The sequence below is a fragment of the Acinetobacter sp. YH12156 genome (genome assembly GCF_013418235.1).
Taxonomy (GTDB): domain Bacteria; phylum Pseudomonadota; class Gammaproteobacteria; order Pseudomonadales; family Moraxellaceae; genus Acinetobacter; species Acinetobacter pseudolwoffii.
Genome location: NZ_VPCL01000011.1, coordinates 24,336 through 36,610, shown reverse-complemented (window position 1 = coordinate 36,610; position 12,275 = coordinate 24,336). Strand labels below are relative to the sequence as shown.

The 12,275-nt window shown below is 43.0% G+C and carries 12 protein-coding genes, 1 other RNA gene and 1 pseudogene; 10 read left to right on the top strand and 4 right to left on the bottom strand.

Annotation, left to right across the window (positions count from 1 at the left end):
- Positions 1–134: 134 nt before the first annotated feature.
- Complete coding sequence (locus tag FTU87_RS10085; RefSeq protein ID WP_180039479.1) at positions 135–716, bottom strand: 5-formyltetrahydrofolate cyclo-ligase; 582 nt, start codon at positions 714–716, stop codon at positions 135–137.
- Between the two features lie 419 nt (positions 717–1,135).
- Here FTU87_RS10085 and FTU87_RS10080 point away from each other — a divergent pair, with 419 nt between their 5' ends.
- The 3 genes from FTU87_RS10080 (at position 1,136) to FTU87_RS10070 (ending at position 3,861) form a co-directional block, all read left to right on the top strand.
- Positions 1,136–1,618, top strand: coding sequence for a VOC family protein (locus tag FTU87_RS10080; protein WP_171304285.1), 483 nt, complete (start codon positions 1,136–1,138; stop codon positions 1,616–1,618).
- A gap of 494 nt (positions 1,619–2,112) precedes the next feature.
- Positions 2,113–3,390, top strand: coding sequence for a sorbosone dehydrogenase family protein (locus FTU87_RS10075; RefSeq protein WP_244881215.1), 1,278 nt, complete (start codon positions 2,113–2,115; stop codon positions 3,388–3,390).
- 309 nt (positions 3,391–3,699) lie between these two features.
- Positions 3,700–3,861 carry a YqaE/Pmp3 family membrane protein gene (locus FTU87_RS10070; RefSeq protein WP_005096350.1) on the top strand — a complete coding sequence of 54 codons (162 nt, stop codon included), beginning with the start codon at positions 3,700–3,702 and terminating at the stop codon, positions 3,859–3,861.
- A gap of 189 nt (positions 3,862–4,050) precedes the next feature.
- Here FTU87_RS10070 and ssrS read toward each other — a convergent pair.
- The 3 genes from ssrS to FTU87_RS10055 all read right to left on the bottom strand — a co-directional run bounded on the left by ssrS (position 4,051) and on the right by FTU87_RS10055 (position 5,170).
- A non-coding RNA gene (ssrS, locus tag FTU87_RS10065) (6S RNA) lies at positions 4,051–4,231 on the bottom strand.
- A gap of 97 nt (positions 4,232–4,328) precedes the next feature.
- Positions 4,329–4,616: a cell division protein ZapA gene (locus FTU87_RS10060; protein ID WP_004279505.1), complete on the bottom strand. Its 288-nt coding sequence runs from the start codon at positions 4,614–4,616 to the stop codon at positions 4,329–4,331.
- The gene (locus FTU87_RS10055; RefSeq protein WP_100328787.1) at positions 4,613–5,170 is read right to left on the bottom strand and encodes a hypothetical protein; all 558 of its coding nucleotides are present in this window, start codon (positions 5,168–5,170) and stop codon (positions 4,613–4,615) included. The genes FTU87_RS10060 and FTU87_RS10055 overlap by 4 nt, the downstream gene beginning before the upstream one ends.
- Positions 5,171–5,234: 64 nt before the next feature.
- Between FTU87_RS10055 and FTU87_RS10050 the strand changes: the two genes are divergently transcribed.
- The 7 genes and pseudogenes from FTU87_RS10050 to FTU87_RS10020 all read left to right on the top strand — a co-directional run bounded on the left by FTU87_RS10050 (position 5,235) and on the right by FTU87_RS10020 (position 12,245).
- Positions 5,235–5,867, top strand: a complete 633-nt coding sequence (locus FTU87_RS10050; RefSeq protein WP_005096352.1) for a UPF0149 family protein — start codon at positions 5,235–5,237, stop codon at positions 5,865–5,867.
- Positions 5,868–5,995: 128 nt separating this feature from the next.
- Complete coding sequence (gene pepP, locus FTU87_RS10045) at positions 5,996–7,330, top strand: Xaa-Pro aminopeptidase (protein ID WP_005096353.1); 1,335 nt, start codon at positions 5,996–5,998, stop codon at positions 7,328–7,330.
- Between the two features lie 292 nt (positions 7,331–7,622).
- Positions 7,623–7,861 (top strand): annotated as a pseudogene (locus tag FTU87_RS10040) (DUF378 domain-containing protein).
- A gap of 478 nt (positions 7,862–8,339) precedes the next feature.
- Complete coding sequence (gene yddG, locus FTU87_RS10035; RefSeq protein ID WP_074383056.1) at positions 8,340–9,245, top strand: aromatic amino acid DMT transporter YddG; 906 nt, start codon at positions 8,340–8,342, stop codon at positions 9,243–9,245.
- A gap of 117 nt (positions 9,246–9,362) precedes the next feature.
- A complete protein-coding gene (locus FTU87_RS10030; RefSeq protein ID WP_180097225.1) occupies positions 9,363–10,571 on the top strand; it encodes an FAD-dependent monooxygenase in 1,209 nt (402 codons plus the stop codon).
- On the top strand, positions 10,568–11,815 hold the full coding sequence (locus FTU87_RS10025) for an FAD-dependent monooxygenase (protein ID WP_179999437.1): 1,248 nt from the start codon (positions 10,568–10,570) through the stop codon (positions 11,813–11,815). Before FTU87_RS10030 ends, FTU87_RS10025 begins: the two co-directional genes overlap by 4 nt.
- A 175-nt stretch (positions 11,816–11,990) precedes the next feature.
- Positions 11,991–12,245, top strand: a complete 255-nt coding sequence (locus tag FTU87_RS10020) for a hypothetical protein (protein WP_180097223.1) — start codon at positions 11,991–11,993, stop codon at positions 12,243–12,245.
- The last annotated feature ends 30 nt before the right edge of the window (positions 12,246–12,275 follow it).

Below are 12,275 nucleotides of genomic sequence, written 5' to 3'. Positions count from 1 at the left end.
TGAGTGACAACGGTGTTGCCATGTTTTAATAGTGATGGGTAATTTAAAAAATACAAGGGGCGTTAAGATTAAATTGTATGAAAAATGACTAATTATGTGATTTTAAAGTAGTTCACAACAGGGAAATTGAGAAATTAGCGTTTGAAAGCTAAAAAAACTGTCGGGGTAATAAGAGCATCCAAGGGTTGGTCCCATTTTTCCCGTTTTAAGGACTGGCTAAGCAGTTGAAAGTCATGCGCCAGTCCCAGACGGAATGGAAGCCCGGGCGCAGAAGCCAGGGTTCGATCATAAAAACCGCCACCCATCCCAATGCGTGTCCCTGAATGATCACAGGCCAGCAGCGGCATGATCAATAAATCCAGCTTAGAAACATGAGTACCACGTGTCGTCATGGGCTCCCGCATTCCCAGCCGATGATAGGCAAAGCGCTTGTTGCGATATTGATGCTGGCTGATTCGGATCCAGACCAGCTGTTGATTCATGTCGCAAATCGCAGGCAGATAGACCTGTTTGCCCAGTTTAAAGCAGCGTTCAATAATGGTGTGGGTATGAATCTCACCAAAAGCATGCAGATAAATGCCGATGTGCTTGGCATGAATAAATTGCGGGCTACGTATAAGGCGATTTAAAACTTTTTGTGAAGCTTGCCTTTGCTCAAATTTAGAAAGATGACGACGTGTTTTACGCAGGTATCTTCTTAATTCTTGAATGGTCATAGGGCAAAAGCAGATCTGACAAAAGTGTGCTCTAGTCTAAGTGGGAATTCGGGAAAAGTAAAAAATAATTGTGATCTTGATTCTCATATGACGAGGTAGCAACTTGGTTAAGTTCAGCAAATTTCATAATGAATCTCATCTCTAAAAACTTGATTAAAATTGGTTAATTAAAGGCATTGAATTATTGGCTGCTTAAAATGTCATAATTTTTTTATTTTCTGTGAAGCATGCGTTTTTAAGTCATCATTTTGATGATCATGAAACAGATTTTGATTAATAAAGGTACAAATCTAAAATCGATTTTTTGTGTTTTTGAGTGAATTATAGAGAAGGGATCAGATCTCTGATTAACCCAATAGATCTAACACATTGTGCCTAGGCAGAGCGCGTAAGACCTAAATCAATGTAGATTGAACATGATGAATATTGCGAAGAACACCATCTGCCTCTGGTATGATAACGACGCTGAAGCTGCTGCACGATTTTATGCCGAGACATTTCCTGACTCCTCAATTGGCGCGATCAACCTTGCACCCGGAGACTATCCTTCTGGAAAAGAAGGCGATGTCATCACCGTTGACTTTAGGGTGCTGGGTATTAGCTGCATTGGACTAAATGGTGGCCCGGCATTTCAGCATAACGAAGCATTCTCATTTCAGGTGGCAACTGAAGATCAGAAAGAAACCGACCGATATTGGAATGCAATTGTTGGCAATGGCGGTCAGGAAAGCGAGTGTGGCTGGTGTAAAGACAAGTGGGGCATTTCCTGGCAGATTACGCCAATTGTGCTTATTCAGGCAGTGACCAGTTCTGACCGTGCCGCCGCCAAACGCGCCTTTGATGCAATGATGACCATGAAGAAAATTGACATCTCCGCGATTGAAGCGGCATTTCGTGGTTGAAATGCGAAAATTCAATGAGCCGTTGCAGTTCATATGGCTGTGTAATATTACCCAGCTGTTTGGATGAGTTCCCTTAATTGTTTTTTGAAGTATTTCAGACGAATATCTGACTCTCTTACTCATAGATTCTCTAGGTTTAGGATCATTCAGGTCTGATTTGCACGTAGAAGCTCATCAAAAGATGGGCTTTTATTTTGAACAGTATCTGAAACCTTAAAACAGAGCTTTGCTTGGATGAATTACAACAATCCCTGAATCGAATGGCTGATCAGAATTCTTTTAGCTCTTGTGCATCATGCTGCTACGACAAAAAAACAAATCTACTTCAAAATTGATAACCAATTCATAACCAGAAAAAACATCAAGCCGCTAGTAGCATCTCCAATTGTTTTTTAAAGTAAGTCGATGACGATAAAAAATAACAAGAGATAAAAATGCCTATTCAGCCGGTTCACTTTTTTTTGCCTGGTGCAGGCTTGGCACTTCTGCTGGCGATGACGGCTTGTACTATGCCATCCAAGTCGCCAATTGCTGACAGTTATGGTTCCCAGCCACAGTTACCCAAACCAAAATCCAGCTTGCTGCCTACAGTCAATATTGCACCTGCCAAAGGTTGGCCTGAGGGTAAAATGCCCACTCCCGCTACAGGTTTAAAAGTTCAGGCATTTGCCAAAGGGTTGCAGCATCCGCGCTGGCTCTATGTATTGCCAAATGGTGATGTGCTGGTGGCCGAAACCGATGCACCACCCAAGCCTGATGATAGCAAAGGAATTAAAGGCAAAATCATGAAATGGGTAATGCAGCGAGCCGGCTCATCGCATCCGAGTGCTAACCGCATTAGTCTGCTTCGTGACAGTAATGGTGATGGAGTCGCTGAACAAAAAACTGTATTTTTACAGAATCTCAACTCTCCATTTGGCATGGTACTGGTCGGCAATATGTTGTATGTGGCCAATACTGATGCCCTGATGCGCTTTCCTTATCAAGCAGGTGCTACTCAAATTACTGCAACCGGCACCAAAGTATTGGATTTACCGGCGGGTCGTTTAAACCATCACTGGACCAAAAATGTCATTGCCAATCCTACGGGCAGCAAACTTTATATTACGGTAGGTTCCAACAGTAACGTGGCTGAAAATGGCTTGGATCAAGAAGAAGGCCGGGCACTGATCATGGAATTTGACCTGGCTAATGCTCAAGCACGACCTTTTGCGACCGGACTTCGTAATCCGAATGGTATGGACTGGCAACCACAGAGTGGCAAACTCTGGACGGTAGTCAATGAGCGTGATGAGCTCGGCAATGATCTGGTTCCAGATTATCTCACCTCGGTTAAAGACGGTGCTTTTTATGGCTGGCCCTATAGTTATTATGGCCAACATGTAGATACACGGGTCAAGCCGCAAAACCCTGCACGGGTGGCACGGGCAATTCCACCAGACTATGCTTTGGGTAATCATACTGCATCATTGGGCTTAAGTTTTTATACAGCAGATCTGATGCCTCATTATCGAAATGGTGCACTGATTGGCCAGCATGGCTCATGGAACCGCAAACCGCATAGTGGCTATAAAGTGATTTTTGTTCCCTTTCAAAATGGCCAGCCTTTCGGTCAGCCTCAAGATGTCTTAACCGGATTTTTAAGCGAGCAGGGCAAAGCATTTGGGCGCCCTGTTGGTGTAACCGTAGATTCTGCAGGCGCTATTTTAGTGGCTGATGATGTCGGTGACGTGATTTGGCGGGTATCACCCTTGAATACGGCTGCCAAGTAGCAATCAGTTTTCACCTAAACAGCCCAAAGATGAGGGGTTTCAGTCGAGTGAAAAGCTGCTGGGCAGCGCGAGTGAAAGCAAGGTCTTTTTCATAAAAACGTCAAGACGATAACTGAAAATATAAGTTCGCTAAGCTGATTTAAAATAATTTTTAAGCTGCATTTAAGCTAACTGAATTAGGCTTTTGAGATGTTTTTTAGAATGATACAGCATGCATATTTTTTTTGATAACACTAAAAAGAGCGAACACAGAGTCCAGTAAAAACTGGATATTAAAATTGCAAACACGAACACAAGAGGGTATTTAAAATGAAGTTGATGATTGCCTTTATTTTCCCCTGGTCCTTATTTATGACCATTCACAAACCGGTTGAAGCAACAATATGTCTCATGCTGCAGATTTCAATTTTAGGCTGGATTCCTGCCGCAATCTGGGCCATGTTTATTTTAGATCGAGATCAAATAACTTGAAAATTCAATGTGTATTTAAAAGAAAGTTAAAGCGATTTTCTTGTTAAGCATTTTATAGGCCTACCAGATAATGGTATGAATAAAATGAACTTTGAGAAATGACCGAGATAAATACTGAAATATAAAACTGAGAGAAAGTTTAGAAAGGATTTTAAGAGAATTATAAGTATATTTTAAGCAAAAAATTAAAGTACTCCGAAGATGCCGCTGCATGTCGTTACCCTGAACCCGATGAGTTCAAGGTGGACGCGACGCATACTTGCTGGGTTTCCTGCACGAAGGCAGGCATACACTCTAAATATGCAGAACGCATCCGGAGATATAAGTATCGGCAGGGATATAGACCCGCTGGCGAACACCTCAGAGATAAGTTAATTATAAACGATAATGTCGGTGTGGCAACTCTATGCTGTTCATGAACTGTAAACAGTTCAGCCAAATGGCCGAAGTTTAAACAGAATATGAGATTATTCTGTTAGTTCCTCAACTTCTTCTAAAATGGTTTGTAACAAACGCTCGCAATGCGCATATTGTTGCAGTGATCTGTTCATGTTCAAGACTTCCTGCATCAGCTCAAGTGCCACCATGATAATCAGCTTGCTGGGTTCCATGCGTGGTGCTTTACGACGAAATTCATCGTATTTATCATTCAATAACTGTGCCGCGCGCTCTAATTCTTCCTGCTTGTCAGGAGTAGAGGCCAGACGGAAACTATGCCCCAATACTCTGAGATCAATTGCAATTTGTTCACTCATGATGAGGCTTCCTCAGTCACTTCAGTCGGATGGGCCAGTTGTTGGATTTCTTGTGCATGATGATCCTGCGCAGTACCGAGAATTGCCAGACGTTGAATAATCGCCTCAACTTTGGCTTTGGCATTTTCATTTTTCTGGGTTAAACGCTCAGATTCCTGATTGAGGCGCTGAATTTCCTGTTGGGCATGACGCTGCTCGATCAGCATCTTTTCCTTCAAAACCCGCAGTTCATTTCGTTCAGCCAGAATTTCCTGAAAACGGTTTTTCAGATCGGTACAGCTTTTTTCCAGACGGCCATAACGGTCTGCCAGTGCAGTTGCATCATTATTGAGCAGTTGAAACTGGGCACGAGAATCTGTCAGCTGTTCGGTCAGGTGTTCATTTTCTTGTTGTTTTTGCGCAATCACGCTGTTCTTTTGTTCAATTTGCTGTTGATGTTGCACCATGGAAGAGTCTTGCTCTTCGCGCAAACTGGAATTCTCACTTTCAAGCCGTGCGAGTCGCGTTTTTAACACGCCAATCTGCACTTGTAGACGCTGTAATTCTTCTAACATATCGAGGTCGCACAGTGTTGCAAACAGAGGTAATATATAAGCAGTATAGAGATTGGATAAACGAATGCAAGACGATATTTCAGGTTGGACCGAATGGCACCGCAATTTTTCTTCAATTGAGGAAATTTCTAGCCCGAGTGAACTGCATGGTTTGCTGACCGGGATTGTTTGTGTCACCCAGGCACCGAGCAGTGAAGAATGGTTACAGATTTTAGAAACACTGGATGTGCCTGAACTGGATGCCGAAGCATTAGAACTGTTGACTGGCGAAGCTGAAGATGTTTTCCATGCATTGTCTGAAGATGAACTGGATTATTTACCTTTGCTTCCAGATGATGAGCATGTGCTCTCAGAACGTGTGCAGGCATTGGCGGACTGGTGCGCAGGCGTGGTGTTAGGTTTTGGTCTGGCTTCTGGTCATATTCGTCAGGACGAAGTAGAACTGATTGAACATTTACAAGATGTTGCAGCGGTTGAATTTGAAGACTCAGACGATGATGCCGAAGGTGAAGAAAGCTATCAGGAATTGTATGAATTTGTGCGCCTGATTCCAGTGAGCCTGTCTTTGGGACGTAAAAAAGTAGAGGTTGAGGAAACGCCACTCTTGCAGCAATTGACACAAAAAGTGCAGCCTCAGGTTTCTGCTACAGAGGCGCAAAGCGTGGTCGAAATTTTCTCGCCTAAACGTCCAAGCTAACTAAATAGTTAGCTATGTCATCACACTGCTTGAAATCAGGCATATATTTTGCTGTTTCATTAGAATATATGTTCTGTTTTCAAGAGAATATTTCAATAAAAGCATGAATTGACAAGAAGTAAGGTGTAATGAAGAAATTAACACAAGCTGATTTTCAGGAACGTCGCAGTATTCTCGCAGGGGAAATTGGTTTACGCAGTATTGCGATTATCGCGACCAGTCCGGTGGCGATGCGTAACCGTGATGCAGATTATAAATACCGTGCAGACAGTAGTTTCTTCTATTTAACCGGATTTTCAGAACCTGAAGCTGTGGCTGTGATTGAAACCTTTGACACTGAAGAAGAAGGCTATAGCTATAGTTTATTCTGCCGGGAACGTAACCGGGAAATGGAAATCTGGAATGGCTATCGTGCAGGGATTGATGGGGCGATGCAGGATTATGATGCAGATGAAGCCTATCCGATTGATCTGCTAGATGAAGGAATTCTGGAAAAATTACAAAATAAAGACCAGTTATTTTATCGCATTGGCCACAACGCGGATTTTGATGCACGTGTAGCGAAATGGATTGCGACTGCAAGTGGTGAAAGCCGGCGTGGTACGTCTGCACCTGCTCAAGTGATTCAGCTGGATCGTATTATTGACGAAATGCGTCTGCATAAAGATGACAATGAAATTGAACTGATGCAAATTGCTTCAGATATTTCGGCAGATGCACATACTCAAGCGATGCGAGCAGTACGTCCGGGCATGATGGAATATGCACTCGAAGCCGAGCTGAATTATATTTTCGGCAAGAATGGCGGTGTTCCGGCCTATAACAGTATTGTCGGTGGCGGTGAAAATGCCTGCATCCTGCACTACGTAGAAAATGATAAAGCGCTGAAAGATGGTGATTTGGTGTTGATTGATGCCGCGGCTGAATATCAGCTTTATGCTTCAGATATTACCCGTACCTTTCCAGTGAATGGTAAATTCAGTCCGGAACAGAAAGCCTTGTATAACGTGGTACTGGATGCCCAAATCGCTGCGATCAATGCCGTGCAAATTGGCAACTCCTATAAAGAACCGCACAATGTTGCTGTGCGCATCCTGGTGCAAGGTCTGCTTGATCTTGGCTTGATGCAAGGTGATATCGACGACATTATAGAAAAAGAAGCTTTCCGCCAGTTCTACATGCATGGCACGGGTCACTGGCTTGGTATGGATGTGCATGATGTTGGCGCGTATAAGGTCGATGGTGAATGGCGTCCGTATGAAGAAGGCATGGTGGTCACCGTTGAGCCGGGTGTATATATTGCACCTGATGATGAAACTGTGGATGCAAAATGGCGTGGCATTGGCATCCGGATTGAAGATGATGTCGTGGCCACTGCAAATGGCCCGTTGGTGTTAACCGCGAAAGTCGTGAAAACGGTAGAAGACATTGAAGCATTAATGGCGAAAGCACAGGCTGCTTAATTTTAGAGACATGAAAAGCCGATCCTTAGATCGGCTTTTTTTATGACTGCTCTAATAGATTTGAAGCCAGATCTTTTGAGAGATTGCGCAACGATAGTAAAAAAGATTTCAATTACATTTATCACGAACAAGTCAAATAAAACTCACCCAGTTAAAATTTGCAGCTTAAAAATTGACAGGAATTCAACACAGAAAATCGGTTTTTAGCATCAAAGCTACATATTAAATGCGCTTTGCTTCTCATACTTTCTCTGATCCTTAAATAAACTTAAAGAACAGCAGGAGAAGACTTATGAGACTAAATACGATTGACTGATTGCTTACGCTTTAACAATTATTGGTGGCATCAATTGGGGTTTAATTGGTGCATTCGACTTTAATTTGGTTGCTGCAATCTTTGGTGATATGACTGCGCTTTCTCGAATTGTTTATGTACTGGTTGGTTTGTCGGCATTGTACCTGATCTATACCGGTACGAAATTAGGAAAAACAGTGCATCACACTGAGCCGCATAGCCGAGTGGTGCGTTAATACGCCAACGATTAATCTATATGACTTACATCCCTACAAGGTTGATTTTAAATAATTAAAATTCGGCTTGAGTGGATGGAATAGTTATCAATAAAACGGAGCTGAGGCTCCGTTTTTATTATGGTGATTTGAGCTAGATGACTGGCTGACAGAGACGGCATTTTGGGTGTTTGGATAGCCATAAAATAGCGGAGTTATGAGGAAAAAACGTCCATAAACAAATGATTTTTTTACCTCCAAGCTGTAGATCTTAGTTCTCCTTAAAAGCTAAGCGACGATTTAAAAAAATAAATATTGTGCCAATTTTAGTCATACAAAACTATAAATTTAGCTGAAAGTTACAGTTCTTATCTAAAATTTAAGTCTGCATTATTTACTATCATTCTGATTCATTGCATGATCTGAATGAGTCGAAAAATTAATCTTTAAAACTACAAAAGCATATATCTGAATATCTTTGATTCTGAGTAAATAGCCCATGCTCTTAAACGCTCTACCGGTATTTAATCGAAATGTCGCGACTTTAATTGGTCTTTCTGCGGTCATCTTCTGGAGTACGAATGTTGGCTTAATTCGTAGTGTCAGTGAGAGTTTTGGAGCGGTCGCAGGTGCTGCCCTGATTTACAGTGTGGCATCCATTATTTTATTTTTTACCATCGGTCTACCCAAGCTTTCTACTATTCCAAAGCCTTATTTATGGTGGGGAAGTCTTTTATTTGTTGCTTATGAATTATGTTTTGCCCTTTCTATTGGTTATGCTCAAAATAGTCGGCAAGCCATTGAAGTCGGCATGATTAATTATCTATGGCCGACTTTTACCTTATTATTTGCAATCATTTTTAACAACGTTAAAGCCAATCTCTTAATTCTTCCTGGTTGCCTATTGGCCTTGGTTGGGATTTGTTGGGTTTTAGGCGGAGATACCGGCTTTGATCTCTTACAAATATGGAGCAATTTGAAAGCTAATCCTCTTAGTTATGGTTTAGCTTTTGCTGCAGCGGTTTTGTGGGCTGCATATTGTTCCGTGACCGTAAAAACCTCTCAAGGTAAAAACTTGGTCACGATATTCTTTGCCCTTGCTGCGGTTGTGCTCTGGATCAAATATTTCCTGATGAATGGAGCAGCGCTTAATTTTACTTATGATAATACCGTCACTTTGATTATGGCAGCCGGAGCTTTAGGTTTGGGATATGGTGCCTGGAATATTGGAATTATTTCTGGAAACATGACATTAATGGCGGGTGCTTCCTATTTTACTCCGGTGTTATCTGCTTTATTTGCAGCATTATTGCTGAGTACGTCTTTGTCTTTTGGTTTTTGGCAGGGTGTGGCAATGGTTACGGCTGGAGCAATTCTGTGCTGGTTGGCCACCCGGAAACAATAAACATCAGAGGCGAGACACGCTATTTCATTATAAAAAAGAATTTTTTTGAGCTAATATAAAATCCATCATGATTATAAGTATCTATTGACTTGGATACGACATTGAAAGGATTACAGCATGCAACAAGAAGTCATCATTGTCGGTGGTGGTATGGTGGGCTTAAGCCTCGCACTGATGTTGGCGAAAACCAATATTGCAGTCAAACTTTTGGAAGCCATCAAATATCCAGATTATGATGATGAACATCTTGCCCCGTATCATTCCAGTTTTGATGCGCGTAACAGTGCCTTGTCGCGCCGTAGTGTACAGATCTATCAGGAACTCGGCCTTTGGGATGCACTACAGCAACATGCCACACCAATTCTGGAAGTCAATATTACCGAACAAGGCAGCTTTGGTAAGGCATGCCTAAAAGCAGAACAGGAAAAAGTCGAAAGTTTCGGTCAGGTGATTGAAAATGCCTGGCTCGGCCGTGTGCTGCTGACCCAAGTGAAAAAACAGCCGCTGATTGAACTGATTGATGGTGTACAAGTCACATCGCTGACCCAAGATGCCGATTGTGCTTATATTCAGGCGCAGCGTGGTGAATCTGAGCTGACTTTACAATCTAAACTGGTCATTGCCGCAGACGGTCGTGATTCTTTCTGCCGTAAAGCATTGGGCATTGGTACTTCAGAACACGATTATAATCAGGTCGCGATCGTGACTACAGTACAAACCTCGAAGCCCCATGGTCATGTCGGTTTTGAGCGTTTCAGTCATTTAGGCCCTTTGGCGTTATTGCCATTGCCGGGTGAATATCGCCGTTCCGTTGTCTGGCCGGTAAAAAAAGGCACAGAAGGTGAATGGTTGGGCGATGAAAATGATCAGCATTTTCTTGATGCCTTGCAGGATACCTATGGTGACCGTGCCGGAAAATTCCAGAAAACCGGCAAGCGTTTCTGTTTCCAGCTTTCTCAAGTGCTCGCTGAAAAGCAGGCCGTAGGTCGTGTGGTGCTGATGGGTAATGCTGCGCATACTATTCATCCGGTTGCCGGTCAGGGTTTTAACCTGTGTATGCGTGATGCTTATGTGCTTAATCGCTATTTGGCAGAGCAGCTTGAGCAGGGTGCTGATTTAGGTGATGCAGCCATGCTACAGGACTACGAAAAATCACGCCTGAAAGATCAGCAGCGGGTCATTAAATTCTGTGATTCAGTGGTACGCGGTTTTAGTAACCAGAATCCATTCCTCAAACTGATGCGTAACACAGGCTTAATCTGCTTTGAAAATATTCCAGGCATTAAACCTTTGGTTGCAAATTATGCCATGGGATTAAAAGCATGAGCTTAAATCAAAATAACGAAATCTTGGATGTGGTCATTATTGGCGGTGGACTGGTCGGTGGACTGACTGCACTTCTGCTGGCGCAAGGTGGTGTGCAGCCTACAGTTTTAGACGCTGCCCCAATTTTAGATGCAGATAAGGCATTAGGTGTGGCGAATCCACGTGTTTTGGCGCTGAGTCAGGCAACCATTCACCTATTAAAAATAGTCGGTGTATGGGAAAAACTGGCACGTCAGCAGCCTTATACCGGTATGCAGGTCTGGAATAAAAATGGCTATGGTGACATTAATTTCGGCCAGCCTTCAGAAAAAACACCCTCAGTAGAACAAGCCTTAGGTTCGATGGTGGAACCGAGTATCCTGAATCTGGCTATTCAGCAAAAGATGCTTGACGCTGTACAGGATTACCGTACCGAAGTTAAAGTCAGCCGGGTAGAACGTGGAGTCGGTGTCTGGATCATTCATCTGGCCGATGGCACACAGCTTAAAACCAAGCTGGTGATTGGTGCAGATGGTGCCAACTCCTTTGTCCGTGAGCAAGCTTTCATCGATATTGATGTACTGGACTATAAACAGGCCGGGATCAGCTGTGCGATTCAAACTGTACAGCCCCATCAGCATATGGCGCGCCAGATTTTTCTGGAAACTGGCCCTCTGGCTTTTTTACCGATGGCCAGCTTAAAAAAAGAAGAGCAGGGACATTGGCAATCCATCGTCTGGACTTTGCCGGATGATTATGCTGAAGAATATGCAGGGTTGTCAGATGCTGACTTTACACAGCTATTGACCCGTGAAAGTCATCATATGCTCGGTGAGGTCGTACAAGCGACACCACGTGCGACTTTTCCATTAAAAGCACGTGCCGCCCAATACTATGTTCAAGATGGTCTGGCTTTGATTGGTGATGCTGCCCATGTGATTCATCCGCTGGCAGGTCAAGGGGTGAATATTGGCTGTCTGGATGCTGCCGTGCTCTGTGATGTATTGCTGCATGATCAGTCACGTGGTGTTTGGGCACATGAGCAAAGCCTGAAGCGTTATGAGCACCGCCGTAAAGGACAAAACGATGCCATGATGCACAGCATGTCTGCGATTGGCTGGATGGAAACGACTTCATTTTTCCCGATGGTTTGGGCACGTAATTTCGGTCTGAAACAGGTAGAAAATCAGCCAATGTTAAAAGATGCATTTATGGCACAGGCCAATGGTCTGAGTTTACTTAAAGACACACGCTATGCAGCTTAACGTTGAAATGTAAATTTTTTAAACAAACATCCATAAAGAGTAACGATTTTGTTTAAAAAAAATACGATTTTTTAATATTTGGTACTAGGCGAATGCCACATAGATTGCTAAATTTCACTTAATTCGACACCTGGCTTTAAATACAAAGCGAGCGCTCATTTTGGGGGAGATGCAAATGACAGACATGAATGATTATGATGACGACGTTGAAGATTCAATCGTTGACGATGATGAAGCAAAAGCAGCTGAAAAAGGCGCAACAGAGAGTACAGAGGTCGTCAATGATAACGATCTTGCAGAAGCTGAAACTTTGACCGTGACTGCAAAGTTAAAGAAGCGTCAGGCACTTGAAGACGAAATTGCGGCTTTCCTTGCCAATGGTGGTCGTATTGTTGAAGTCCCAGCAGATGAATCAGTAGCCAAAGAATAAGTTATTGATTGACTTGCCTCTTATAAAAAA